This is a genomic window from Adhaeribacter pallidiroseus (assembly GCF_003340495.1).
In the GTDB taxonomy this organism is placed as follows: Bacteria; Bacteroidota; Bacteroidia; order Cytophagales; family Hymenobacteraceae; genus Adhaeribacter; species Adhaeribacter pallidiroseus.
Map to the genome: position 1 here is coordinate 4,927,169 of NZ_QASA01000001.1, position 23,536 is coordinate 4,950,704.

Sequence of the window (23,536 nt, forward strand, 5' to 3'; positions counted from 1 at the left end):
GGCATGCACCGCTGGCTCCAGGACTTTGAATACCGCATTACCATCACGTGGCCAGTTTTTGCTCTAGCCGGGGCCTTAGCCATCCTTATTGCTTTGCTTACCATTAGTGTGCAGGCCATAAAAGCCAGTTTAGCCAATCCGGTAAACTCCCTGCGGAATGAGTAGTCAGCACCTTGCTTGGTAGGATCAGAGGATTATCCGGATTAACTTCCTGAACTAAAAAGAAAAATTTTTTAAATTTTTGTATGTCCGGAGGCTGCTTTCTTAAAAGCAACGCATTATTTGATGCGTAATCGCCAATAAGAGAAATCTTCTTCTTTGGGTTCTGCCTGCAACAGCTTATATTTATCCATTGGTAGTGTTTTAATTAAAATAGCAGTAGAAGATTCCCAGTGCAACTCCAAAGGTTTCCAATCCTGGTGCACGATCTCCAAGAACTTTTTAATGGCAGGCGATTTTTCAGTATTTGCTACTTCCCAGATCTGGATTCCGTTCGGCGCTTCGTCCAGGGCAGTGGCAAAGGAGCTATTGGCTAAATACTTTTGGTCCGGCGAAACAATTGGTTCTGTCCAGGTGGTTGTGATAGCCCCAGTGGTTTTATCTACCAGATACGTTTCGTAGGCTTCGTAAAAACGACCAGCCACTAAGTATTGGTTAATTTTTGCGTGCTGCCCCAAGTAGCGATACGCTCTTATTGCCGGATCATCGGTATTTAGCAACGTATCCCGGAACATTTTAAAAGGGGTCCATTTATTATTTATTAGACTTCTTTCAAAAGTAATTAGATATTAAGTAAATAGCAGAACTTTGCGGTATGGTGACAAAATACGAACAAATCCGCTTTTTAAGCGAAGCTCTTTTCCGGCGCTTAACAGGGGTGCATAAAGCCACCTTTGAGCACATGAAAGCAGTTTTAAGCGAACAAATAGCCAAAAACAAGAAAGTTCTCGGTCGTCCTAGTCGCTTGTCGGAGGCCGATCAAGTATTGATGATGTTAGAATATAATCGGGAATACCGGACCTATTTTCACATCGCTCAGAGCTACCAAGTGAGTGAAGCCACGGCCTTCCGCTTGATTACACGAGCGGAAAATCTTTTACTCCAATCCGGGGAATTTAGCTTACCTGGCAAAAAAGCCCTTCTCCAAAGTTCCATCAGTTACCAAGTAGTACTGGTAGATGCTACGGAGACAAGAATCGAACGTCCCCAAAAAAACAAAGACGCTACTACTCGGCTAAAAAGAAACAACATCATCTGAAAACACAAATGATAGTGGATAAGAAGAGCGGAAAAATCATTTGTACGCATTTTGCCAAAGGAGCAGTGCATGATTTCCAACTTTTTAAATGCAGCCAGCTTAAACTCCCAACTCCTATCCTGCTATTAGCGGATTCGGGTTATCAAGGAATCAAAAAGTTGATCCCGCAAGCCCATACCCCGAAGAAGGCCTCCAAACATTATCCTTTAACGCGGCAAGACCAGCAACAAAACCGAGCGTTGTCTTCCCAGCGAATCAAGATTGAAAACGTGTTTGGTTTTCTTAAACGATTCAAAATTTTTGCTACCAAGTATAGAAATCGTCGAAAGCGCTTTGGCTTACGCTTTAACCTCTTTGCTGCCATTGCTAATTACGACACTATCTAAGTACTTTTGAAAGAAGTCTATTTTAAAAACTAGTACTCCATCTATTTTACGGGCTTCATCTGGTCCCATTTCAAAGCTAATACTTTGCCTGGTCGCGGCCTGTTCAAAGTCTGCTTTAGAAGCAGTTTCTAAGGCGTATGGCTTAGATCTTTTTAATTTTTTTACGATTTTTACAGAAGCAGTATCCCTTTTAGTTGAAGTTACATTATTTTCTCCGCTAAGATTACCTGGTGAATTATTACAGCGAGTAGTTAAAACTAACAAGATTAATAAATACCAATTACGCATAAATTTTAATTTTTGAATCAATTTTTGGAAACAACGAAATCAGCCACTCTTGTTCTTGCGAATGAAGGGATAAAAATGTTGGCAGCCCCTGCTTTTCGTTATTTCATCTATTAAAGGTGGTAGACTAGTACACAATAAAATAATATAAGAGCATGTTTAAATAATACGTTGATTAGATATCAAGGTATTCGGTTCAGAATAAGTTGACAATTGTGCCATAGCACCCAAGCTTCGGCACTTTGGGTAGTTTTTTCGTGGTCTTTGTCGAGCCGCCGGAAGAAATTAAACAGGCCAAACGCCCGTTCGCTCACCCAGCGCCATTTAACAGGCACGAAGCCTTCTGCCAGGCACGAAGCCTTCTGCATCGGGGGGCTTAGAAGTGATCTCTACTTCTACACCCCGTAGGTTCTCAGTGCCCCAATCGACAAATACCTGCTCATAAGCTGCATCGGCTAGTATCTTTTTCATCCGGTGCAAGTACCCCCGTAGCGGAGCTACCACCCGCTCGGCCGTGGCTCCATCGGCCTGATTAGCGCCATGTACCACTACCCCCCAGACTAAGCCTAGGGTGTCTGTGATTACGTGCCCTTACGGCCATTAACCTTTTTATTGCCGTCTATACCAGTCTGTTGACTAACGAACGGTGCTACTTTAATCGACTGCGAATCAATACACCATAAACTGGGGGAGTCTTCTTTCTTTCTCCTTTTCCGTTCCCAGATATTCAAATGCCAGTTGCGTTTTGCCAGGGTTCCATCCGCTTGCCACTGGTGAAAATAATAGTACACCAACGCCCACTTAGGGAAACTCGCTGGTAAGTTTCGCCACTGGCTACCTACTCGCAGATACCAGAGAATAGCATCGACTATTTCCCGCAACGAATGTTGGCGTTTTCGTTGTGTGGGCAGAGATTCTTTCATAACTTCCCACTGCGAGTCAGTGAGTCGCTGGTAACAGGATTACATAAGCTTAGCAGTTTCGTCGCTCTTTGCTTACGGGCTGACTCGCTTTTTATTCCCATTTCCTAATATTTAAACACGCTCTTACTTGTAAGTTCAAGCCTAATAATTCTCGTTCGCTTAGCATCGGCTGTTGCTTTGGTTGCTGACTAGTTGATTCTCGTTCGCATAGCTGGTTGAGTAGCTTTGGTTTCGGAGTGAAGTTGTTTCATGGCTTGTGTATTTGTTCTTAAGGACCCTTCCGCCCTAAAGGACACCATCCCTAAAAACAGGGAAGGAGAGGCGACTTTTTGCTTGAGAATAAAAGTAATGCAAGTCAAAAACTCGCTGAACAACAGAACAGTTTAGCGTCAACACTTGCACCGGGCTACTGCTGTTTGTTCCATAGCAAACGAGCAAAATTTTTAAAAATTTAAAATTTTCGTCATTCAGGAGGAACCTATTTGGCTACGCAGCAAGAATACTTTGTTAAGTAAATGCCTCTTGGTATACCACTATGTGTGATTATCCCGATTGCCAATAAAAAGTTCCCCCTTCGGAGGTAGTAGGAGGAGGATAATTATCACGATCATATATTGGTAAATGGTAACTGTAAAAAGAAAGCTCCCCGCCTTGGATAAGGAGGGGTTAGGGGTGGTTGATTTCTGGACAAATTCAGTAGTAGTTTTAATAAATAAGGAAGTAACTACCGCCTTAACTTAAGATTAATTCGGTTTTATTAAATCGCCAATTTAACTGCAAAGTACCCCGATAACCAAACCCGTACACCCAAAGAATAAACAACAGCTGCAATGGAATCCGGAACCATAAATAACTTAAACCCGGACCAGTAAAGTCGGCGGCTTGAATGTTTACGTGCTTTATAGCCGCTACTACGTTGGCCGGTAAAATAGCTATCAGGAACAGAATTAAAAGCAGACTACTGCTTTTTCTGGTTTTTTTGAACCACAAACCCAGACCCAGAATTATTTCCAGCACGCCGGTTACATAAACTAACGCCATCTTAGCCGGTAAAAAATCCGGCATCATCCATCCCAGGCCTTTGGTTAAATAAAAATGCGAGATACCGGTAAATACCAGCATGGCGCCCATAGCTATCCGGCCGGCTTGCGCTACGGAGAGGGATGTTTTTTTAAAAAATTTGCTTATCAGCAGCCCTAAGGCAAATACCACGAGCAATATTATGAGCGTAATCATAGCGTGTAAGTTTTTCACGTGAAACAAGATGCCGGCAAAATTACCGGCTCAGGTGCGCTGGAAAAATGATGTAGGTTAGGAAATGTGGTTTACTTTCTGCCGGATTCGGCTTAAACTTTCGGGATGAATGCCCAGGTAGGAAGCTAAGTGTTTCACCGAAAGGCTACGCACTAACTTCGGATTCTTGCGCAGTAAGTTCACGTATTGTTCTTCGGCGGAGAGCGACAATAAATCAATTTCGCGGTTGGTTTTGTGCACGAAAAGCGTTTCGGCGAATAAGCGGCCCAAGCGTTCGGCCGGATGATGTTGTTCGTAGGATTGATATAAATGCGCCCGGTAGATGCGCGAAGCGTGCACGTTCTCTAGTGCCTGCAAATAAACCCGCGATGGTGTTTGCGTGAGAAACGACGAAAACGCACTCACAAACTCCTGGGCAAAATGAAAGTTTAAAGTAAATTCTTGCTGCTCCGTTTGGTGGTATACCCGAACGGCACCCGCGTGAATGAAATACAAGTACTGTTCTACTTGCCCAGCCTGGCACAAATAATCCTTTTTTTAAATTTCACTTCTTCCAGGTGCTGCTCAAACGTAGCCCACTGCTCGGGGCTGAGTGCTACCAATTGCTGAAAAACTTGCCGGATTTCTTCGCCACGATTCATGTAAGTTCATTTAAAAAATACCAGATAGCCACTTTACGTGCATTGAACTGTATCCGGATAAAGACAATTTAAAAGAGTACTAATCAAAATTACAAACTTCCGGAAACCTAAAATAAGTATCTGCAAATGCGGTGAAACCTAAAATTTTAAATTTTTCGTAACATAAATTACGGATACCTGCTAGCCGAATAAATAAGTTATAGAAGAAAGTTATGCCGTTCTGGTACAAGTATTTACAAGTTTGCTTCTGGCAATTATTTAGTGTAAATTTGTAATAGACCAAGATTAAAATGCAAAATTACGATAGTGTAACGGTTGCCAATTATTTGCTGGCTTTAGCTTATAAAAAAGGCATTGTACTAAATGTAACCAAAGTACAAAAGCTTTTATTTATTGCTTACGGGTATTTTCTGGCGCACCATAACCAGCATTTATTTAACGAACCGCCAAAAGCCTGGCCTTACGGACCAGTGTTCCCGAAAACCCGTAAACAGGTCGATTACAGCAAAATAATCGATGTGAAAGATGATTCCTTAAAAGATATTGCCGCGGACCCGGAAGTTACCAATGCCCTGAACCGCATTATTGATAAATACTCTAAATTTAGCGCTTCGCAATTATCGGAGTGGTCGCACATGCCCGGAAGCCCCTGGGATAAAACCACTAAAGAAGCTTCTTTTACCTGGGACTACCCGATTCCGGACGAATACATTAAAGACTATTTTTCCGGTATTGAAATATAAAAGCGAAGGAAACAGACTTGCAGCGTTTAGAAGATATTATTCAATCGCGCATTACCCTCCCGGGCAAAGCCGATACTGATATTGATGCCGATGATTTAACAGCCCAACGCCGGCGTTTTGAAAACCAACGTTATAAAGAAGATACGTCGCACCGGAAATGGCTCGGCGTCTGGACGGCCATAGTAGTAACTTGTTGGCTGACAGCAGTATTGGCTATTCTGGTTTATAACGAGCGTTACATTTGCTTAAGCGATACCGTGCTTACGTCTTTACTGGCTACTACCACTTTAAATGTGCTGGGTTTGTCGTTTATCGTGCTGCGCGGGCATTTCCAGTTGCCCCCCAAATAACAAAAATTTAAAAATTTTATCTTTTGTAGATTATCCCCTGCCCTAGCGCCTACTTTTGGCTAAACTTTCCGCAGCTATGAAGTGTGGCTTATCGGTGAAAGCCGCTTTTAAAACGTATCCTTCTTTTACTTCAGCAGATCGTTGCAATTTTACTTTGTAGAAAAAATAATCCATGGTATCTAAAACCTGTAAGGTTTCCTGCGGTTGCACCAGGGCTATTCCCAAACCTTTTACGGTAGGCCGGTCATAGACCTTCTCCTGAATAGTGGGTATAATTACTGAAAGTTGAGGCTGTTTAACGGTGGCTTGGTTTTTCTGGTCCGGGTTGGATTGGCATTTACAGAAGACCACCAGAATAAACAGCAGCGCAAAAATATTTTTCATGTATTTCAAAAATTAGCTATTTATTTTCCGGAGAGTTATTTACTTTTAAGCAGTTACTACTGGTAACTAATTCGCTCCCACTTTACCGCGCAAAACAAACAAAAGATTATTTTGGGGAACTGCGGCTCTCTATAAACGAGCTGCGCAGTAAATAATTTTTATCTACCTACCCGACTCTTAAATTTTTAAAATTTAAACAATTTTCAACTATGCGCGCTTATTTTTTACCCCGGCAGAAGCTATGGTTAGCTTCTGCTGCCCTCGGACTTGGAATAACACTTTCGTTGGGAGCTTGTAGTCCTAAAACCGTAAGTTCTACCACCTCCGCCACCCCAACTACCACCCAACCAACCACTACCAGTCCTACTACTGCTGCGTACCAGGTAGCGGTAGATTATTACACCCTGGAAAATGGCCTACGCGTTATTTTATCGCCGGATAAAACTACGCCCATTGTTACCACCGCGGCTTACTACAACATTGGCTTCCGGAACGAACCAAAAGACCGTACGGGGTTTGCCCACTTGTTTGAGCACATGATGTTTCAGGGCTCACAGAACCTGGGTAAAATGGAGTTTATTCAGTTAATTCAGAAAAACGGCGGCGTGCTTAACGGCTCTACCCGTTTCGATTTTACCAATTACTTCGAGATTGTACCGGCCAACAAACTCGAAACTATTCTGTGGGCCGAAGCCGACCGCATGCGGGGCTTAAACATTACCCAGGATAATTTAAAAAATCAGCAGGAAGTCGTAAAAAACGAAGTAAAAGTAAACGTACTCAACCAACCGTACGGCGGTTTTCCGTGGCTGGACATGCCGCAGTACGCGAACAAAAACTGGTTTAATGCGCATAATTTTTACGGCGACTTGAAAGACCTCGATGCGGCTAATCTGGAGGATGTGAAAAGCTTTTTTAAAACTTTTTACTCGCCCAACAACGCGGCGCTCGTGGTTACCGGCGATTTTGAACCGGAGCAGGCCAAAACCTGGATCAAACAATATTTCGGCAATATTCCTTCCTCTCAATTACCGCCCAAAGTAGATTTAACCGAGCCCCGCCAGGAAAAAGAACAGCGTTTTTCCAAAGACGATAAACTGGCCACCAAGCCGGCTTTAGCGTTTGCCTATCACATGCCCGACCGCAACACGCCCGAGTACTACGCCATGGGCTTACTCGACCAGATTTTGCTGCAAGGCCACGACAGCCGCTTGTACCAGGCGCTGGTGCAGGAACGCGGCTACTCCGACGCCGTAACCGGCGGCATTAACTCGGGTTTAGGCAATATGTTTAACTATAACGGACCCATGCTCTGGGACGGCAGCCTGGTGCACGACAATACCGTTACCGCCGATTCGATTATAATGGTACTGGACCGAGAAATTAAAAAATTAGAAACCCGCGGCATCGACCAGGCTTTGTTAGATTTAGCCATTGTAAAAATGCGTTCCAGTTTTTACGACCAGATTAACGAATTATACGGTTTCGGGAAAGCCGATATGCTGGCGAGTTTTGCTTTGTTTGATAATAATCCGGCGCGTATTAACACCCTGGAAGCGGAGTTCCGGAAAGTAACGCCGGAACTGATGCAGAAAACCTTGCGCGAATATTTACGGCCGACCAACCGCACCATTTTAACCATTAATCCTTTAGCCAAAAGTTAAAAATTTCGGATCATGAAACCAATATCGCTATATATTTTAAGTGCGGCTTTCGCCCTGAGCAGTACCGCCGCCGTGGCCCAAAAACAAACGCCCCCGGCTGGTGGCGAACCGCGCAATTTTACCTTGCCCGCCAAGCAGGAATTTACTTTACCAAATGGTTTACAGGCTACCCTGGTGCCCTATGGCGCTTTACCGAAAGTTACGGTGAGCCTGATTGTGCAAGTGGGCAATGTGCACGAGCAAGAAAGCGAAAACGGCTTAGCCGATATTACCGGCCAACTCATGCGCGAAGGAACCGCTAGTTTAAACGCCAAACAAATTGCCGATCAAGCGGCCCGCATGGGTGGCTCGGTAAACGTAAGTGTCGGCTCTAACCAAACGAGCATCTCGGGATCGGTGTTATCAGAATACGGTCCGGAACTGGTAAAACTACTGGCCGATTTAGTGCAGCATCCGGCTTTTCCGGAATCGGAGATGGCGCGGATTAAGAACGATTTTAAGCGCAACATGAACCTGGCCCGCTCGCAACCCAGCACCCAGGCTGATGTTAAATTCCGGATGGCTTTGTACAAAGGCCACGCCTACGGTCGCGATTTACCCACCGATGCTCAGATTAACGCTTTTACCACCGAACAAGTCCGGGATTTTTATCAGCGGCAATTTGGCGCCCAGCGCACCGGTGTGTACGTGGCCGGTAAGTTTGAAGCGAATGCCATGCGCCAGGCCATTACGTCGGCACTCAGCGAGTGGCAGCAAGGCCCGCCGCCCCGCATCGAAATAGCGCAACCCGTTACCAAACCCGATTTGTTACTGCTCGACCGGCCGGGTGCCCCGCAATCCACTTTAATTATTGGTTTGCCCACCATTGATCCGTCGCACCCCGATTATACCAAACTGCGCGTGATGAACTCTTTACTGGGTGGCTCGTTTGGCTCCCGCATTACCAGCAATATCCGCGAAAATAAAGGGTATACCTACTCCCCACGCAGTACCGTTGCCCCGCGCTACCGGGTAGCCGACTGGAGCGAAGTAGCCGACGTAACCACCGAGCATACGGGTAATTCTTTAAAAGAAATTGTAAACGAAGTAGAGCGGCTGCAAAAAGAAGCGCCGAGCCCCGAAGAGCTAAAAGGCATTCAGAACTACGAAGCTGGTTTGTTTGTGCTGCGCAACTCCACCCCCGAAGGCATTATCAATCAACTCAGTTTTTTAGATTTGCACGGTTTGCCTGATACCTACTTAACCAACCAGGTACAAGCCATTCACGCGGTAACGCCGCAGGAGGTAAAAGATCTCACCAAAAAGTACATTCGCCCCGAAGATATGACGATGGTAGTGGTGGGCGATAAAAAAGTAATTACCCCGCAGATCAAGAAGTTTCAGGCCGAAACCAAGAAGAAAGCTCTGTAGGATTTAGTTCTTGGTTGTTAGTTGCTGGTTGTTAGAAGAATAGGTTGCTAGAAGGTGGCTCTTTGCTGATTGTATGTGCTAAATCTCAAATAAATTTAGAGCTATCTTTTAGATTTTCCCTTTTCTGTCATTCCAAAAAATCTAATCAGTAGAATGTAAACCCATTACTTAGTGACCTTCTTTTTTACCCGTATTTAAAAACTTTTTAATTTTTGATAGTACAAGTAGAGTTTATTTATCCGGAAAGGCTGGTTTTGGTACCGGCCTTTCTTTATTTTACCGTATAGCAGAAATACTTACCGCAGCTGCTTATATTATGGAAAACAAACATTTGTTTATTATAACTACTACCACTAACAAAACGGTAGATTTAACCAAAGCCAAAGAACTGCGCAGTAATAATTTATTTCCGTTTGGCCGGCACAACTACGCCATTTACCGCACCCCCGATTACGTGTTTGTAAAAGGTACCAATTCGGGCCGCGAAACGCACATGCTCGATACCTACGAGATTATTGACGAAGCTACCGCCATAAGCTATCAGCATCCTTATTTCCGGGAAGAGTAATCCGGTACAAGATTCATTAGTGAAAAAAATATACTTGACGGTTGTTAAACTTCGTACCGGCTAATTGCCTAACAGTAAGTATTGGGGGCTGTCGTCTATGGAAAGTGGACTAAAAAAACATAAAAAAGGGTAAACTGCCTGTGCTGTTTACCCTTTTAAGAGTTGGTGGTGGGGCTAAAATTTATATCCATCGGGTTTGAAAGTTGTTGGCTACAGGAGTTGGTTTTATTAATTGTTTCTCCGATTCGTAATACGTTTGGTATTCGTCGTCGGTTAATTCATCCTGGAGGGCCATGTGAAAACGGGATAATTCGGGGTAAGTGGTGTAGCGTTCCTGCCGTTCCGTTGGGTTGTCTACGTCGTAATCATAAAAGCTTTTCATACAGTTATTTAGATTAAATTTTTGTGGGGAAGACTTCTTTACTCCGATGCAGCCGAAAGGTTGTGAACTTTCTCCAAATTTTTAATTTTTTAAATTCTTTATTATTAGCTAAGTACCTAACAAATAAATAGTTTGCTTGCATAACAATTGTATTTAACAAGTATAATATAACAGTTGTGGATGCTATTGAGGAAATGTAAAATCGCTGCAATTCTGTTGTTAGAAAACACCGACCATCCAGTAATCCAATTGAGAGATTTATTGCAACAATACGGCTACCGATAAAAAAACAAATTTACTGTTATTGCTAGCTTTATTACCTTAAGCATAGCACTAAGTAACTGCCCTATGCCAGGTAATGTGTATAATAATGGCCCGGAACAGAAGTTTAAGATTACCGCTGCTTTTACATGATGTTATTTAAGATATAATTCCGGTATTTTAAATAAAAAACCGGGTTAGTAACTCCTAAACCGACTTTTGTTTCTGAAATTAAGTTATCTACTTTCTAATTTATTTTCTTTACCGCTTCTCTAAAATATTGTACGCTGGCGGTTACATCGGGGGCGCTGTTTTCCCAGTTGTATTCGTACTCCGCCGATAAAACACCTTTAAAATTTTGCCGTTTTAACTCGGCTAAAACGCCATCTACATTTGATATGCCCGTGCCCCAGTGTACATCGTGGGCATTTTTGCTTTTTTCGTTTAAATCTTTAAAGTGCAGTTGAATCACATGTCCTTCCAGCTTTTTTAAACATTCAACCGGGTCCAGGCCCGAACGGACCCAATGCCCGATATCGGCGCAGGCGCCTAAGCGATTGCTCTGGCCCTGCATGGCCGCAATCACCACATCGGGGTTCCAATAACGCGAAGGGTTAGGGTGATTATGTAGTGCGGCGTTAATCTGGTATTCGTCGCAAAGTTTAGAAACCAAGGGAATAAATTCTGGTTCCGGTTCCATGGTAATATTTTCCAGACCCATCGCTACCGCAAATTCAAATAATTCCCGCCAGCCGGCTTCGTCTTTCGCGCCGGTAACGCCAAACGATACCATTTTCACGCCTTTGTCCTGCAACATTTTTAAAATTTGCTGGCGTTTTTCGGCCGGCATGCTGGGTTCCATTTTACCTTCGATGCCGCCGCCAATGGTTTGGCCCGGATACGCTTCGACGTAGCTTAAACCGCAGCTTTTAATTTTATCAATAGCTTCGGCAAAGGTAAAACGGTTAAAAGTATACGCCTGCGCACCCAATTTCCAACCTAAAGCTACTTCCGGATTCTGGCTCTGATCGCCATTGGAAGTGGTTGTAGTGGTTGTTGTAGTGGTGGTACCGGAGTTAGTGGTAGTGGTAGATGTAGCCGAACTAGTACTATCGCTGGTTTTACACGATACCGCTAAGCAACAAACGGCTAAAGAGATTAAAAGAAAGTTTTTCATGTACATGGCTTTTTGCGGCATCAATATACAAGAACTCCGGCCAGAAATAAAATTACCGAAGCAGTTTCTAAATCGTCCCTCTTCAACCAGCTTTGGTTACACAGCGCAACCAGATTTAAAGACATTGTAGTAAAATTTTACCCACTTACGTTTGTTTCAGGAAGGTTTCATCCGGTTGTAAATACTAAAATGCCCGAAACAATGTAGCAAATAAAAGCGATTACTAATCCGGTAAATGGTATTTTAAACCAGTATTTTTTTGCTAACCACACATAAAACGCCACTACCGAGATTGTAAAGAGAAAGAAGAAAACATCTGTTTCGAAAATCGCGAAGTAATTTACAGCCAAATAAAAATTTACGATTCCAATAAAAATTACGCCCATACTATGGCTGGCATTAAACCCGATCCAGGCTTTCCAGATGGTGGTTTGCTTGGTTAACAGCATAAAAGATGTTTTCATGGCTGCCATTAACGTTTGATTATCTGATGAAAATTTGTTGGTTAAAAATGTATAATACAGATGAATCGCTCCTAAAAGTATTAAAATACAAGAGCCAATTTCCCATAAGTATTTTGGTGTCATATGCTGTTATTATTAAAAAACATTGATTTAAGGTGTAATTAATGCCCGAAAAAAGTTTATAGGTTTAGCTATACCATTAACTTGGTTCCAGTAATCTGTAAGTCTATGGAAAAGTCAGCAGTTAAAAATACAGTTATTTCAAACCAAAAAGCTTTTTAACCTTATTAGCTGTTATGGGGGCTGAAGGATGTAATTGATTGTATTGCCGTAATAATTCGGGTTCGTAGCGCTTAAAAAATTCCGGATCGAAGTTGGCTTGACGTAGATTTTTTAAAACTTCCTGAATGGGCGTGTTACTTTTAATCCAACGGGCGCATACGTCGTGGCGATACCGGATTCCCATTAAGTTAAATCCTTTTACGCGGTTACTAGCTTTATCATAACAAATCCGAATCGATTTTTTACCCTTCGGATGTTCCCAGTAAAGATGCGCCTCGTCAGGTTGCGGTTCCCGATTTACTTCGCCGTATACCTGGTATTCAATATCAAAAAACTTAGCGGAGTTAAACCATACGCCCGGTTGATAGGGCGTTTTCTGGCCGCAGAGATTATGCGCTAACGCTTCGCCGTGCTGCCGGCCGGCGTACCAAAGCGGCTCCACGGGTTTGCGGCCCGTGGGTGGATTTACATATTGGGCACAATCGCCGATGGCGTACACATCGGGCACGTTGGTCTCGAAAAACGCATTTACCAACACCCCTTTATCCAAGGCAATGCCGCTGTTTTTTAAAAAATCAATATTAGGGTGCACGCCTACGGCTAAACCCACAAACTCTCCGGCAATTTCTTCGCCTTTTTTAGTACGTACGGCACGTACCTGGCCCGCTTCATCGGGCAAAATTTCGGCGAGTTCGGTTTCCAGGCGCAGATCTACGTGGTGGCTTTGGATGTGGCGGGTGACCATCGCGGATTCTTCGGCGGGTAATACGCTGCTCCAGAAACTTTTTTCGCGCACCAAAAACGTAACCGGAATGCACCGCGACAGAAACATTTCGGTTAGCTCTATCCCGATTAAGCCGCCACCCACCACAATGGCCCGTTTTACTTTGGGCGTTATCGCTTCCATGGTTTCTAAATCCTGCCACGAATATAAGCCCTGCACACCCGCTAAGTTCTGGCCCGGCCAGTTAAACGTATTGGATTTAGAACCGGATGCAATTACCAAAATATCGTAGCTAATTGTTTCGCCGGACTGTAGTTGTAGTTGTTTTTGCGTGGTATTTACCTGCATTACGTAATCGCGCTTCAGCTCAATCTGATTTTCGGGCCAGTACCAATCTTCTACGGGTTTTAACTGATCGGCCCGTAAGTGGCCCATGTACACGTACATCAGGGCGGTGCGCGAAAAAAAATAATCGGTTTCCGAAGAAATAATTAATAAAGAATGATTACTGAGCCGCCGCACTTGTTGGGCCAGCGTAACGCCGGCAATGCCATTTCCGATGATTACTATTTTCTTCATAGACGGTAAAACCGGCTTATTTAGTACAAGTGCATTTTATAAAAAAGTACCATATAATTTCAACGGAAGGTCAATCAAAAATAAAATTTTAAAAAATTTACTTTTTAATGCCAGTTCCGGAGCAATTGGGCCATTTCGTGCTGCAAAGAATTAGTTCGGTCGCGGGCGTACCACAGCTGCACGTTCTGGATAAACTCTTTTTTGGTACCAACCGGGTTCGCTTTAAAAGCATAGTACAACTCCTGAGCCGCGGCCGGGCGAGGCCCCCAGGTACCTAGCTCCTGACCCGTGGTAGCATCGAAGCAAATTAACTTAGGAATGGAGCGCGTGCCGTTGGTTAAATACTGATCCATTAATTCTAAATTCTCGTCGCGGAGCAGCAATTTTAACTCAATCTTACCCGCCGATGCCTCCGCAATTTTAGCCAGCACCGGTACATTTTGCGCGGCATCGCCGCACCAGGCTTCGGTTAAAACGAGCCATTGCAAAGGGCGGGTTAAGTGCGCCAGTGCTTCCTGCACTTCGGGCAGCAGCGTGGTAGTGCGGGCAATCCGGGTCATCCGAACCTGGTTCATTTGGGTATACTCCACCATTTTAGGATGCTGGTCGGGGCCGGTAGTTTTGTTTTCGGCCAGTAAGCTATTAATTAAGGCTTCGTACTCGGAGTAAGTAAACGTTTGTTGTAGCTGGCTAAGCGGGTGTTTATAATCGTATTGCATTTTTAATAAATCGTTTTAAAACTAAACCATAAGTATTTTGCAGGCTTCCGGAATTACGTATTTGCTTACCCGGCTTTACTTTTTGTTTAAATTCCAGTCGTATTCGTAAAAGCCAAGCTGGTAATTTTCCGGTATTTTGTTGCTGCGGTACGCATTAATAAAATGGAGCACCGTTTGATTATTTTTTAAAAAATCGGCTTGGTACCAATCAAAAATTTTAGAAATCAGCACTTGTTGCTTCGGAGTATTAACCCGGATAAAGGTCGGATTGTTCAGAGCCAGCTGGGTGCGGGTATTTAGTTGCGTATCCATCTGGTCAGGGGTATAAGCAAAGTCAGCGAGCGGCGGGCAACTTAGGGCGGCACAAACCAGTACAAAATGCAGGCGGGCGTCGCGGTAAGGTTCCAGTAGTTTTTTCTTTTCTAGGTTATTTAGAGTTAATTTCTCGCCGGCTACCAGGTGTAAGGTTTTATCAAAAAAGCCGGGCTTATCCATTACGGTTTGCAAGGGGTACCCATTAGTAACCGCCTGTATCACCAGCAGATTATAGGCATTTATATAAAAAGCTTTTTTACTGTTATCCGAAGCTTCAGCCAAGTCTATACTACCAATTTTGTCGGATAAAGACTGAATACTTTTCGCTTCTTTTTTAACAGCGGCATAATCTACTTTACCAGCTACTACAAATTTTTTTAAAAAAGCATCGGCTTCGGCGGTAAAAGTGGGCAACGTATTTTGGGCAGAGAGGTTAAAACCGGCAAAAATTAAAAAAACAAAGAGGGCAACTTTACTCATGAGCAGTGGAAAACAAAATAATAAGGGAAGCTAAGAAATAAATCAGACATAATAATCAAAAGCCCTCCTACTTAAATTTTGATTTTTGCAACAGACCCGATAGATTTGAAGAAGCCGGCAAAATACAGGTCAGATTTACAGGTATAAAACCTCTTTCTGCCTGATATTAGATTAACTTATGGAGCAAATATTTTATTTTAATCGAAGTAACAGGACAAAATGAAACAGAAGAATGCATTAGAATAAGTAGCTGATTGTTTAAATTTTTAATTAAATAACGAAAGTCGAACAACGAACAACTCATAACGACCAACTACTTAGAATCAGCTTAAAATTTTAAAATTATGGATCGTCGTCATTTTATTAAAACCTCGGCTGCGGCCAGTTTAGCTTTTTCGGCTTATACTTTGCCGGCTATTTCGGTGGCGGGTAAAACGCGGCCTTACCGTACGGCCTTAATTGGCGCTGGCTGGTGGGGCACCAACATTCTGCGCGAAGCATTAGCGGCCGGCGAAAGCAAATTAGTAGCCATGTGCGACGTCGATCAGAACCAGTTAGAAAAATCGTACACCGAAGTACAAAAACTAACCCAGGATAAACCCAAAAGATACAGCGACTTCCGGGAACTGCTAAGCAAAGAAAAACCCGAAATTGTAATTGTAGCCACCCCCGACCACTGGCACCCGTTAATTACCATTGCGGCGGTGCAGCAAGGTGCCCACGTATACGTCGAAAAACCGATTAGCCATACCGTTTACGAAGGCCGTGCCATGGTAAAAGCGGCCCGCGACGCCGACCGGGTGGTGCAGGTGGGTACGCATCGGCGCGTGTCGCCGCACAACGTTTCGGGTATGGATTTTTTAAAATCGGGTAAGGCTGGCAAAATAGGCATGGTGCGGGCCTTTGTGCATTATGGCGGCGGGCCCGGCGAAGTAAAACCAGATGCCGAAGTACCTAAAGGCTTAGATTGGGATATGTGGTGCGGGCCCGCTCCGTTGCGGTCGTATAACCCGGCTATTCACCCCCGCGGATTCCGTTCTTTTTTGGATTACGCCAACGGGCAACTCGGCGATTGGGGCATTCATTGGTTAGACCAGATTTTGTGGTGGACCGAAGAAAAATTTCCGAGGAAAGTGTTCTCCACGGGTGGCCGGGCTATCCGTAAAGATAACACCGATGCGCCGGATCACCAGGTAGCCACGTATGAGTTCGAAGATTTTACCGTGAATTGGGAACATCGCTTATTTGCGGCGAATAACGCTGAGAAAGGCGAAAATGTAGGCTGTTATTTTTACGGTACCGAAGGTACGTTCCACATGGGGTGGCAAAACGGCTGGACCTTCTACCCTACCGATTCTAAAAAAGCACCGATCCACCAGGAACCGCAACTTCATAAACCTGACGACCAAAATATTAAAGAATTATGGGCCGATTTTCTGGCTTCCATTAAAGCTAAAAAACGCTCCATTTGTGATATCGAGATTGGTCACCGGTCTACGAATATGGCTTTATTGGGTATGCTGTCTATGAAATTAGGCCGAAGTGTGGTATGGGACGGCGAAAAAGAAGTTATCCTGAACGACCCGGAAGCTAATAAGCTGCTCAGTCGCGAGTACCGCGGTGAATGGAAATACCCGGTGGTGTAAGTTTTAAATTTTTAACGTAAAAAAGGCCGTGTTTTAGGAGAACACGGCCTTTTTGTTGTATCTGCAGATAATTTTAAAAATAAGGAGATGGTACATGTTACACTCTGAGCTACAAAGCCCAGGTAACATGTGTAGATAGTAAATTACCGGTTAGGGTTTATATTCCAGAATATCGCCGGGTTGGCAATCGAGTTCGCGGCAAATAGCTTCGAGCGTCGAAAACCGGATAGCTTTGGCCTTGCCTTGCTTCAGGATAGATAAGTTAGACATCGTAATATCTACCCGCTCCGATAACTCGGTTAGCGACATTTTCTTTTTCACTAACTGTAAATCCAGGTTAATTAATATCGGCATGGTATTAAACAGTTAGTTCTTGTTCTTCTTTCATTTGCGCGCCAATCCGGAATATCTCCGCAATAACCAGCACAATTAAGCCGGCAAACAAAGTTTTTAAATCAATGACTAAGTGCGCCCGTATGCCGGAGCCACTTAGTAAAAAATTTTGCTGCAAAAACCAGTTTACAATAGCATCGTGCGCAAAGGTAGTAAACGAAGTTACCATAATTAAAATGGCAATAATGCGAAGCCGTTGCGCATTTTCCAGTACAAACGGATTGTTTTGCGCTAAACTCCGGAAGAGCTGCCGCAGCAAGTAGGTAATGGAGAGCGAAATGGTAAAGGCAACCCACATAACAAGTAGGTTAAACCCAATAATAGACTTACTACTCGGGTGGTTAAAAGTAAGTTTACCAGAGTCTAATTGAAGAGAAGCATTTGTAAGATTTTCTGCGATGGCTCTTGTGCTTACCTCAACCGGACGACCTTGCGTTAATCTTACCTCCAAGGTTTCGGGAGTGGGTTCAGTGGTACCATTCTTAAAGAATTTAAGCGATATGGCAAAAGTTAGATAAATCAAAAATAACAACTGAATATACCAGGCGGCACTAATGATAAACCGAATGAAAGAAGCGAGCGAGTAATTTCCTAAAGCTTTCATAGTTTTTGTTTTTATAATTAAATGAACGCTCAAATAAAAATAAAATTTATTAAATATCAAAATATTTTTATTGATAATCAATAATTACTTATTGAAATACATTTAAATAAATTCATCAAAATAAATTTAACCCAAAGGAACTATAAAATGGAATATATAGTTTAAAAACTATATTTACAACTACTATTCTAACCTAGCAACAACCATGACAAAACAGAAATTAGTAACTGTGCTTACATATGCTCTAGGTGTACTAGGGGCTTCTCTGGGGCTTCTTTTTTTAGATTTTCTTCAAACAGCATCTAAAGGGTCGTATGCATTGCCACTTCATTTTTGGGAAAGATTATTTGGGTTGTTTTTTATTTATATGGCTGGAGCTTACCTAGTGGTTATTCTGGGTAATAAAGACAAAACAGATATTTTTTGGAGAGAACCGATTACACCCGAAGAGTAAACCCTCCCTCTGCAATTAACCCGCTATTCACAAATTAATCATTAAATCAATCCATCCTTTCTTGCATGTTTCTACGCTTATCTGGCCGGTACTCAACTGTAGCCTTTTTTGTGTTTACATTTATCATTCAGGCAGCAACCAGTTCCGCTGCAAACCGCTTACCCAAAGGTCCGGTTCCGGATTGGGTGATTAACCGGCCGGTAAAACTTACCACTGCTGTTAAAGCAAAAGATGTATCGGGCGGCTATCATATCCTTCTCCGGGATATTCAATTCGACTTAGAAAGTCAAACTAATTACTACCACAATGGCTACGTTGTTTTTACCGACGAAGGATTACAGGCTGTTTCGGAGATTCAGGTGGCTTACGATCCGAACTACGAAAAAGTAAATTTTCACGCTATCCGGGTTTGGCGCAACGGGAAGTTAATAGATAAGCTGGGCACGGCTAAGTTTAAACAAAGCCAGGTAGAGAAAGAACTGGATAAACACATTTACAACGAACAGCTCTCGGCAATTGCTATTCTGGATGATGTGCGCATAAACGATATCGTAGAATTTTCTTATTCTATCACCGGTTGGAACCCCATTTTTAAAAATAAATTCTTTAACAGCTTTAGTCTCCGCACCTACGATCCTTTAGACGAGATTTATGTGCGGGTAAATACTACTGCTAACCGAAAAGTAAATTATAAACTATTTAATGCAAAAGAACAACCAGCCATTACTTCAACCAATAACCAACACGCTTATACCTGGCATTTAAAAAACCTGCCTGGCTTTCCAGTCGATTCCGATATTCCTTCCTGGTACGATCCTTATCCGTGGGTAAGCCTATCGGAATTTACAAATTGGCAAGAGTTTGGGCAGTGGGCCGCCGCACTTTACGAAGTGAATGGTTTAAGTAAAAAGCTACAATTAGAAATTGATTCTATTAAAAATATTTCGGGCGATGCCGGAGAACGCTTAACGGCTACGGTGCGCTTTGTGCAAGATAAAGTACGTTACTTAGGCCTCGAAAATGGCATAAGCGGCTACAAACCACATGCACCGGCCCAAACCTTTCGGCAACGTTTTGGCGATTGCAAAGACAAATCCTTGCTCTTAAGCCAAATGCTGCAAGCCATGAACATTAAGGCTTATCCCGCTTTAGTGCACACCGACTACCAGGATCAAATCTCAAAGTGGTTACCTTCGGCGTATGCGTTTAACCATTGCATTGTAGTGGTTGAGTTACTAGGCAAAAAAATCTGGATCGACCCAACTATTAGTTTGCAACGGGGCCGCTACAATAGCATTGCCACGCCTAATTACAAAATGGCTTTTGTGCTAAAAGAAGGGGGCGGCACTTTCGTTAAAATGCAAACACCCCAGATCGCTAAAGTAAAAGTAAACGAGAATTTTATTTTTGATAATGTGGGCGGGCCCGTTAAACTAGAGGTAAAAACCTATTACTACGGCTCCGAGGCTGATAATATGCGCCAGCGCTTGGCTACGAGTAACTTAAAAGAAACCGAGAAAAGCTACCTTAATTATTACGCAAATACCTATCCCAACATAACTGTTGCCCGCGACCTGGACTACCTTGATAATCCGGACCAAAATATTTTAACTACGCTGGAGGAGTATAGTATCCAGGATCTCTGGACCAGAGTCTTGGAGAATCAGGATAGTTTGATAACGGCCTACTTTTACCCGCAAATACTTCGCGACCGTTTAAGTAAGCCCAGTACCGTTATTCGCAAAATGCCGATTAGCTTATCATATCCTTCCAATTTCGAACAAACTATTACTTTGCTTCTGCCAGAGCCTTGGTCTGTAGAAAACACCTCTCAAATTATTCAGGATAAATCATTTTATTTTAAAAATGATATTACCTACAAAGCCAGCAGCAATTCGATAATTCTAATATATTCTTATAAAAACCTGCGCGATCATGTACCGGTTGCCGAAGCTGGTTTTTACTTAAAAAAGCAAAAAGAAGTACTGGATAAACTAGGCTTTGAGATATCTAAACCCTTAAATACAACAATTTCTCCTGCCGGAGAGAACGAAATCTTTAACTCATGGATGGTGGGATTAAGCATTTTGTTTTTAATGGGTTGGGTATTTGGGGCATATAAATTAAATACTTACAATCCTACCTTGCCCGAGCCTAAATACTACCAAAATGAAATAGGAGGCTGGCTTATACTGGTTTGCTTTGGCTTGTACGTAAGTCTGTTGGGTATTATCATTAACTTATTTAATAACTTTTTTAAAATTGAGTTCTGGGCGATGCTTACCGATACTGGTCATGAAAGCTATAATCCAGCACATGCTTTATTGATTCTTTTTGAATTAGCCAGCAACACGGCATTTTTAGTTTATATCGCATTGCTAATCTGGTTATTTCATCAACGGCGTACCAGTGTGCCTCGCCTGCTTATGGTATACTATGGAGTTAATTTTCTTTACATATTTTTTGATAATGCATTAGCGGCGATGCTAAAAATTACGGATGCCGAATTCAAGCAAATTTTTTATGCGTTGTTAGGTGCCGCTATCTGGATACCTTATTTTATAAAGTCTAAGCGCGTAAAATACACCTTTACCGAAAGGTTGCCTCAGCCAGAAGTAGAACCAATAAAGCATGAGGTAAACCCAGAAGAAGTAGAAGCCTTGATAGGAGCTTAATTTTTAAGTTTAAAGCTTTTTATAACTAGTACGGTTCATCAGGAATATTTATTTTAAAATTCCTGATGAACCATGAAGATAAAAGGTGTAGCCTTAAGGTTTAAGAAATATGGAAAGACTCTAAAAAGTACGCAATCGAGCTTATTTTTAATTTTAACGCTTACAATTCAAACCCGATTTGGCAGCGTTCGCCTTGTAGCTTGTATAGTTCCTGCTCAATCGTTAAGTTTGATTTTACATTGTTGAACTGGTCGGCGTACTGGATCTTCATTTCTTTGCGCTTTATGGCTTCGAGGTAGCGGCGCACCTGGTTGCGGGTTTCCAGGATTAAACCTGGTACTTCGGTAGGTTTATCGTCTTCGCCTTTAGCCACCATTGTAAAATACGAAGTATTGGTATGTTTCATCACCCCGGTTCTTACGTTTTCGGCGGTAACTTTAATACCTACCAGCAGCGAAGTGCGACCCACATAATTAATAGAAGCCATAAGCGAAACCAACTCGCCTACTTCTACGGGTTGTAGAAAATTAACCCCGTCTACGGTTACCGTAACGCAATAATTACCTGCGTGCTTGGCGGCGCAAGTGTAGGCTACCTTATCCATCAACGACAATAAAATTCCGCCATGTATTTTACCACCAAAGTTGGCGTAACTCGGAATCATTAATTCGGTTAGAGTGGTTCGCGAATAAGCTACAGAACGAAAATCAGGCAGTATGGCAAGCATGGGTTAGTTGAAAAGTTGCAGGTTTAAGGTTGCAAGTTACAGGTTTTACAAAATACTTAATCTTTCAAAAACATAACAGACCACGTAAACTATAACCATTTAACTTTTCAACTTTCTAACTTGCAACCGCTCAACCCCTCTATAAGAATACTACTTCTTCTACAACTCCTGCTCCTACTTCCAGATTAATTAATTCTATAACGCGGGTTTTAGACATAATTAATTGATGCTTAAGTGGCGCCGAAGAAAGTAATACAAACAACTTGTTATCTTTAAAGTAAAGTTCCTTTGTTTTAAGGGCAATGGCTTTCCCCATAATTTTCTCCCAACTGGCAACAACCTGCACCTGGTTTACCTTGCCTTGTATCCGGTAGGCCTTTAGCAAAGCCTGAATACTATCCCGTACCGGTTGAATGTCGGATTGCCGGATATTTAATTGTTTATCTCGATTTATAAAGGCCACGTTGAAGAAAATTTAAAAATTTGATTGGCTAGAATGTGTCAGGAGGTAAGAAATTTTACAATTCTTGCTACACCCTAAACTAACCTCTGGGTAAATATACGTGCCCCGAGACCGGATAACTGAATTACCGAAAGGTTTATTTATCCCAGCTTTATCCACTAAGTTATCAACTGCACGGTGCCATTTACCACTTTGAAGTTACTAACCTGCTCTGAAATAGATCCCACGAGCTTTTGGGTACGCTCCAGGTGGGAATCCGTAATAAACAGCTGACCAAAAGTATTTTCAGCTACTAGCTGCAGTAATTTGGTGATGCGCTTTTCATCCAGGCGGTCGAAAATATCATCCAGTAATAACAAAGGTTTTTGATTTTTCCGCTGCGCTACAATCTCAAATTGCGCTAACTTTAAGGCAATTACATACGACTTTTGTTGCCCTTGCGAACCATAATTTTTCACGGGCCAGCTATCCATTAAAAAAACAAAATCATCTTTGTGTGGGCCTACTGTAGTACGTTGTAATAATAAATCTTTGCGTTGCGCCTGGTTTAGCAAATAGATAAAACTATGCCCGGTTAATTGGTTTTTATACTCGAGCGTTACGGTTTCGCTACTCCCCGACAGATGCTGGTAATGTTTTTGAAAAACCGGCACAAAGTTTTCTAAAAACGATTGCCGCACCTGGGTGATATAATTACCGGCAGGCACCAACTGCTCATCCAGGATCTGCAGGTATTCTTTATCAAAATAATTGCGTTCGGCAAATTGCTTCAGGAGCGAGTTGCGTTGTTTTAAGATGTAGTTATAAGCAATTAATTCATTCAAGTAGGTGGAGTCGATTTGCGAAATCAGACTGTCAAAATAACGCCGGCGTTCTTCGCTGCCTTCCCGGATTAAATCAGTATCGTAAGGCGAAATTAAAACCACCGGGTATTTGCCAATATGCTCGGCTATTTTTTCGTAGGCTAATTTATTATGCGTAATAATTTTCTTCTGACCTGATCGAAAAGTGCATTGGATCGTATCTTTGTAGGTAAAAGTTTCGAAGCGGCCTTTCACCATAAAATAATCTTCGCCTTGTTTTACGTTTTGTAGATCAGAAGCCGTAAAAGCACTTTTTCCCATCGAAAGGTAATAAATAGCATCGAGTACATTGGTTTTACCGCTACCATTATCGCCGATAAAGCAATTAATATGTGGCGAGAAAGAAAGGTCTGCCTCTTCGTAATTTTTAAAATACAGTAAATGGAGATTTTCCAGAACCATTCATTTCTTTGTTGAATTTTTTACTTAATTTCGCACTCTAAACAGTTTAGCTCGTTACAA

Annotated in this window: 29 protein-coding genes and 1 pseudogene; 10 read left to right on the forward strand and 20 right to left on the reverse strand. The window is 42.6% G+C overall.

Going from position 1 to position 23,536, the window contains the following annotated elements; genetic code table 11:
• Positions 1-3: 3 nt before the first annotated feature.
• Positions 4-165 (forward strand): ABC transporter permease, encoded by a 162-nt coding sequence (locus AHMF7616_RS27795; RefSeq protein ID WP_317047619.1) that lies wholly within the window; start codon positions 4-6, stop codon positions 163-165.
• Positions 166-278: 113 nt separating this feature from the next.
• On the opposite strand, the gene AHMF7616_RS19640 is transcribed toward AHMF7616_RS27795, so the two are convergent.
• Positions 279-734, reverse strand: coding sequence for a hypothetical protein (locus tag AHMF7616_RS19640; RefSeq protein ID WP_115374427.1), 456 nt, complete (start codon positions 732-734; stop codon positions 279-281).
• A gap of 80 nt (positions 735-814) precedes the next feature.
• On the opposite strand from AHMF7616_RS19640, the gene AHMF7616_RS19645 reads away from it, so the two are divergent.
• Positions 815-1,644, forward strand: a protein-coding gene (locus tag AHMF7616_RS19645) for an IS5 family transposase (RefSeq protein WP_115371190.1) whose coding sequence is annotated in 2 segments (ribosomal slippage) — positions 815-1,208 and positions 1,208-1,644 — 831 coding nt in all. Because the reading frame shifts where the segments join, the coding sequence is not laid out codon by codon here.
• Here AHMF7616_RS19645 and AHMF7616_RS26210 read toward each other — a convergent pair.
• The 7 genes and pseudogenes from AHMF7616_RS26210 to AHMF7616_RS26490 all read right to left on the reverse strand — a co-directional run bounded on the left by AHMF7616_RS26210 (position 1,597) and on the right by AHMF7616_RS26490 (position 4,747).
• Entirely contained in the window at positions 1,597-1,953 is a 357-nt protein-coding gene (locus tag AHMF7616_RS26210; RefSeq protein ID WP_147275730.1) for a hypothetical protein, read from the reverse strand. The two genes, AHMF7616_RS19645 and AHMF7616_RS26210, sit on opposite strands and share 48 nt — an antisense overlap.
• A 158-nt stretch (positions 1,954-2,111) precedes the next feature.
• Positions 2,112-2,264, reverse strand: a complete 153-nt coding sequence (locus tag AHMF7616_RS19650) for a hypothetical protein (protein ID WP_158546209.1) — start codon at positions 2,262-2,264, stop codon at positions 2,112-2,114.
• A complete protein-coding gene (locus tag AHMF7616_RS26215; RefSeq protein WP_147275731.1) occupies positions 2,254-2,478 on the reverse strand; it encodes a hypothetical protein in 225 nt (74 codons plus the stop codon). Before AHMF7616_RS26215 ends, AHMF7616_RS19650 begins: the two co-directional genes overlap by 11 nt.
• A 32-nt stretch (positions 2,479-2,510) precedes the next feature.
• A pseudogene (locus tag AHMF7616_RS19655) lies at positions 2,511-2,864 on the reverse strand (transposase); the annotation flags it as partial.
• A gap of 720 nt (positions 2,865-3,584) precedes the next feature.
• Positions 3,585-4,088 carry a DoxX family protein gene (locus AHMF7616_RS19660; protein WP_199474275.1) on the reverse strand — a complete coding sequence of 168 codons (504 nt, stop codon included), beginning with the start codon at positions 4,086-4,088 and terminating at the stop codon, positions 3,585-3,587.
• Positions 4,089-4,163: 75 nt separating this feature from the next.
• On the reverse strand, positions 4,164-4,601 hold the full coding sequence (locus AHMF7616_RS19665; RefSeq protein ID WP_233507665.1) for a Crp/Fnr family transcriptional regulator: 438 nt from the start codon (positions 4,599-4,601) through the stop codon (positions 4,164-4,166).
• A gap of 8 nt (positions 4,602-4,609) precedes the next feature.
• Positions 4,610-4,747, reverse strand: a complete 138-nt coding sequence (locus AHMF7616_RS26490; protein ID WP_158546210.1) for a hypothetical protein — start codon at positions 4,745-4,747, stop codon at positions 4,610-4,612.
• A gap of 290 nt (positions 4,748-5,037) precedes the next feature.
• Here AHMF7616_RS26490 and AHMF7616_RS19670 point away from each other — a divergent pair, with 290 nt between their 5' ends.
• Positions 5,038-5,490: a Panacea domain-containing protein gene (locus AHMF7616_RS19670; protein ID WP_115374431.1), complete on the forward strand. Its 453-nt coding sequence runs from the start codon at positions 5,038-5,040 to the stop codon at positions 5,488-5,490.
• A 17-nt stretch (positions 5,491-5,507) separates the two neighbouring features.
• Positions 5,508-5,840 carry a hypothetical protein gene (locus AHMF7616_RS19675; RefSeq protein WP_115374432.1) on the forward strand — a complete coding sequence of 111 codons (333 nt, stop codon included), beginning with the start codon at positions 5,508-5,510 and terminating at the stop codon, positions 5,838-5,840.
• A gap of 42 nt (positions 5,841-5,882) precedes the next feature.
• Here AHMF7616_RS19675 and AHMF7616_RS19680 read toward each other — a convergent pair whose 3' ends face one another.
• Positions 5,883-6,224, reverse strand: a complete 342-nt coding sequence (locus tag AHMF7616_RS19680; protein WP_115374433.1) for a hypothetical protein — start codon at positions 6,222-6,224, stop codon at positions 5,883-5,885.
• A 209-nt stretch (positions 6,225-6,433) separates the two neighbouring features.
• On the opposite strand from AHMF7616_RS19680, the gene AHMF7616_RS19685 reads away from it, so the two are divergent.
• From AHMF7616_RS19685 to AHMF7616_RS19695, 3 genes are all read left to right on the forward strand, one after another.
• Positions 6,434-7,888, forward strand: a complete 1,455-nt coding sequence (locus AHMF7616_RS19685) for a M16 family metallopeptidase (protein ID WP_115374434.1) — start codon at positions 6,434-6,436, stop codon at positions 7,886-7,888.
• Positions 7,889-7,900: 12 nt separating this feature from the next.
• On the forward strand, positions 7,901-9,298 hold the full coding sequence (locus AHMF7616_RS19690; RefSeq protein ID WP_115374435.1) for a M16 family metallopeptidase: 1,398 nt from the start codon (positions 7,901-7,903) through the stop codon (positions 9,296-9,298).
• Between the two features lie 316 nt (positions 9,299-9,614).
• Positions 9,615-9,866, forward strand: coding sequence for a hypothetical protein (locus AHMF7616_RS19695; RefSeq protein ID WP_115374436.1), 252 nt, complete (start codon positions 9,615-9,617; stop codon positions 9,864-9,866).
• 181 nt (positions 9,867-10,047) lie between these two features.
• Here the strand turns inward: AHMF7616_RS19695 and AHMF7616_RS19700 are convergent, their stop codons facing one another.
• From AHMF7616_RS19700 to AHMF7616_RS19725, 6 genes are all read right to left on the reverse strand, one after another.
• Complete coding sequence (locus AHMF7616_RS19700; RefSeq protein ID WP_115374437.1) at positions 10,048-10,248, reverse strand: hypothetical protein; 201 nt, start codon at positions 10,246-10,248, stop codon at positions 10,048-10,050.
• Positions 10,249-10,756: 508 nt separating this feature from the next.
• Positions 10,757-11,686, reverse strand: coding sequence for a sugar phosphate isomerase/epimerase family protein (locus tag AHMF7616_RS19705; protein WP_199474277.1), 930 nt, complete (start codon positions 11,684-11,686; stop codon positions 10,757-10,759).
• A 167-nt stretch (positions 11,687-11,853) separates the two neighbouring features.
• On the reverse strand, positions 11,854-12,273 hold the full coding sequence (locus tag AHMF7616_RS19710) for an LIC_13387 family protein (protein ID WP_115374438.1): 420 nt from the start codon (positions 12,271-12,273) through the stop codon (positions 11,854-11,856).
• 133 nt (positions 12,274-12,406) lie between these two features.
• A complete protein-coding gene (locus AHMF7616_RS19715; protein ID WP_115374439.1) occupies positions 12,407-13,735 on the reverse strand; it encodes an NAD(P)/FAD-dependent oxidoreductase in 1,329 nt (442 codons plus the stop codon).
• 104 nt (positions 13,736-13,839) lie between these two features.
• Positions 13,840-14,454, reverse strand: a complete 615-nt coding sequence (locus AHMF7616_RS19720) for a thioredoxin family protein (RefSeq protein WP_115374440.1) — start codon at positions 14,452-14,454, stop codon at positions 13,840-13,842.
• A gap of 75 nt (positions 14,455-14,529) precedes the next feature.
• Positions 14,530-15,249 carry a DUF547 domain-containing protein gene (locus AHMF7616_RS19725; protein WP_115374441.1) on the reverse strand — a complete coding sequence of 240 codons (720 nt, stop codon included), beginning with the start codon at positions 15,247-15,249 and terminating at the stop codon, positions 14,530-14,532.
• A 344-nt stretch (positions 15,250-15,593) separates the two neighbouring features.
• Between AHMF7616_RS19725 and AHMF7616_RS19730 the strand changes: the two genes are divergently transcribed.
• Positions 15,594-16,895: a Gfo/Idh/MocA family protein gene (locus tag AHMF7616_RS19730; protein ID WP_115374442.1), complete on the forward strand. Its 1,302-nt coding sequence runs from the start codon at positions 15,594-15,596 to the stop codon at positions 16,893-16,895.
• 150 nt (positions 16,896-17,045) lie between these two features.
• Here the strand turns inward: AHMF7616_RS19730 and AHMF7616_RS19735 are convergent, their stop codons facing one another.
• Positions 17,046-17,249, reverse strand: coding sequence for a helix-turn-helix domain-containing protein (locus AHMF7616_RS19735; RefSeq protein ID WP_115374443.1), 204 nt, complete (start codon positions 17,247-17,249; stop codon positions 17,046-17,048).
• 4 nt (positions 17,250-17,253) lie between these two features.
• The gene (locus AHMF7616_RS19740; RefSeq protein ID WP_147275732.1) at positions 17,254-17,892 is read right to left on the reverse strand and encodes a DUF2975 domain-containing protein; all 639 of its coding nucleotides are present in this window, start codon (positions 17,890-17,892) and stop codon (positions 17,254-17,256) included.
• 205 nt (positions 17,893-18,097) lie between these two features.
• Between AHMF7616_RS19740 and AHMF7616_RS19745 the strand changes: the two genes are divergently transcribed.
• Positions 18,098-18,346, forward strand: a complete 249-nt coding sequence (locus AHMF7616_RS19745; RefSeq protein ID WP_115374445.1) for a hypothetical protein — start codon at positions 18,098-18,100, stop codon at positions 18,344-18,346.
• Positions 18,347-18,411: 65 nt separating this feature from the next.
• Positions 18,412-21,021 (forward strand): DUF3857 domain-containing protein, encoded by a 2,610-nt coding sequence (locus AHMF7616_RS19750; protein ID WP_115374446.1) that lies wholly within the window; start codon positions 18,412-18,414, stop codon positions 21,019-21,021.
• Between the two features lie 160 nt (positions 21,022-21,181).
• Here the strand turns inward: AHMF7616_RS19750 and AHMF7616_RS19755 are convergent, their stop codons facing one another.
• The 3 genes from AHMF7616_RS19755 to recF form a co-directional block, all read right to left on the reverse strand.
• A complete protein-coding gene (locus AHMF7616_RS19755; protein ID WP_115374447.1) occupies positions 21,182-21,748 on the reverse strand; it encodes an acyl-CoA thioesterase in 567 nt (188 codons plus the stop codon).
• Between the two features lie 139 nt (positions 21,749-21,887).
• Positions 21,888-22,211: a DciA family protein gene (locus AHMF7616_RS19760; RefSeq protein WP_115374448.1), complete on the reverse strand. Its 324-nt coding sequence runs from the start codon at positions 22,209-22,211 to the stop codon at positions 21,888-21,890.
• Positions 22,212-22,369: 158 nt separating this feature from the next.
• On the reverse strand, positions 22,370-23,476 hold the full coding sequence (gene recF, locus AHMF7616_RS19765) for a DNA replication/repair protein RecF (RefSeq protein ID WP_115374449.1): 1,107 nt from the start codon (positions 23,474-23,476) through the stop codon (positions 22,370-22,372).
• Between the last annotated feature and the right edge of the window lie 60 nt (positions 23,477-23,536).

Excerpts from the sequence above, each read along its gene's own strand:
- AHMF7616_RS27795 (WP_317047619.1), top strand. The coding sequence starts at position 4 with ATGCACCGCTGGCTCCAGGACTTTGAATACCGCATTACCATCACGTGG.
- AHMF7616_RS19640 (WP_115374427.1), bottom strand. The coding sequence starts at position 734 with ATGTTCCGGGATACGTTGCTAAATACCGATGATCCGGCAATAAGAGCG.
- AHMF7616_RS19660 (WP_199474275.1), bottom strand. The coding sequence starts at position 4,088 with ATGATTACGCTCATAATATTGCTCGTGGTATTTGCCTTAGGGCTGCTG.
- AHMF7616_RS26490 (WP_158546210.1), bottom strand. The coding sequence starts at position 4,747 with ATGAATCGTGGCGAAGAAATCCGGCAAGTTTTTCAGCAATTGGTAGCA.
- AHMF7616_RS19670 (WP_115374431.1), top strand. The coding sequence starts at position 5,038 with ATGCAAAATTACGATAGTGTAACGGTTGCCAATTATTTGCTGGCTTTA.
- AHMF7616_RS19680 (WP_115374433.1), bottom strand. The coding sequence starts at position 6,224 with ATGAAAAATATTTTTGCGCTGCTGTTTATTCTGGTGGTCTTCTGTAAA.
- AHMF7616_RS19685 (WP_115374434.1), top strand. The coding sequence starts at position 6,434 with ATGCGCGCTTATTTTTTACCCCGGCAGAAGCTATGGTTAGCTTCTGCT.
- AHMF7616_RS19690 (WP_115374435.1), top strand. The coding sequence starts at position 7,901 with ATGAAACCAATATCGCTATATATTTTAAGTGCGGCTTTCGCCCTGAGC.
- AHMF7616_RS19695 (WP_115374436.1), top strand. The coding sequence starts at position 9,615 with ATGGAAAACAAACATTTGTTTATTATAACTACTACCACTAACAAAACG.
- AHMF7616_RS19700 (WP_115374437.1), bottom strand. The coding sequence starts at position 10,248 with ATGAAAAGCTTTTATGATTACGACGTAGACAACCCAACGGAACGGCAG.
- AHMF7616_RS19705 (WP_199474277.1), bottom strand. The coding sequence starts at position 11,686 with ATGAAAAACTTTCTTTTAATCTCTTTAGCCGTTTGTTGCTTAGCGGTA.
- AHMF7616_RS19710 (WP_115374438.1), bottom strand. The coding sequence starts at position 12,273 with ATGACACCAAAATACTTATGGGAAATTGGCTCTTGTATTTTAATACTT.
- AHMF7616_RS19715 (WP_115374439.1), bottom strand. The coding sequence starts at position 13,735 with ATGAAGAAAATAGTAATCATCGGAAATGGCATTGCCGGCGTTACGCTG.
- AHMF7616_RS19720 (WP_115374440.1), bottom strand. The coding sequence starts at position 14,454 with ATGCAATACGATTATAAACACCCGCTTAGCCAGCTACAACAAACGTTT.
- AHMF7616_RS19725 (WP_115374441.1), bottom strand. The coding sequence starts at position 15,249 with ATGAGTAAAGTTGCCCTCTTTGTTTTTTTAATTTTTGCCGGTTTTAAC.
- AHMF7616_RS19730 (WP_115374442.1), top strand. The coding sequence starts at position 15,594 with ATGGATCGTCGTCATTTTATTAAAACCTCGGCTGCGGCCAGTTTAGCT.
- AHMF7616_RS19735 (WP_115374443.1), bottom strand. The coding sequence starts at position 17,249 with ATGCCGATATTAATTAACCTGGATTTACAGTTAGTGAAAAAGAAAATG.
- AHMF7616_RS19740 (WP_147275732.1), bottom strand. The coding sequence starts at position 17,892 with ATGAAAGCTTTAGGAAATTACTCGCTCGCTTCTTTCATTCGGTTTATC.
- AHMF7616_RS19745 (WP_115374445.1), top strand. The coding sequence starts at position 18,098 with ATGACAAAACAGAAATTAGTAACTGTGCTTACATATGCTCTAGGTGTA.
- AHMF7616_RS19750 (WP_115374446.1), top strand. The coding sequence starts at position 18,412 with ATGTTTCTACGCTTATCTGGCCGGTACTCAACTGTAGCCTTTTTTGTG.
- AHMF7616_RS19755 (WP_115374447.1), bottom strand. The coding sequence starts at position 21,748 with ATGCTTGCCATACTGCCTGATTTTCGTTCTGTAGCTTATTCGCGAACC.
- recF (WP_115374449.1), bottom strand. The coding sequence starts at position 23,476 with ATGGTTCTGGAAAATCTCCATTTACTGTATTTTAAAAATTACGAAGAG.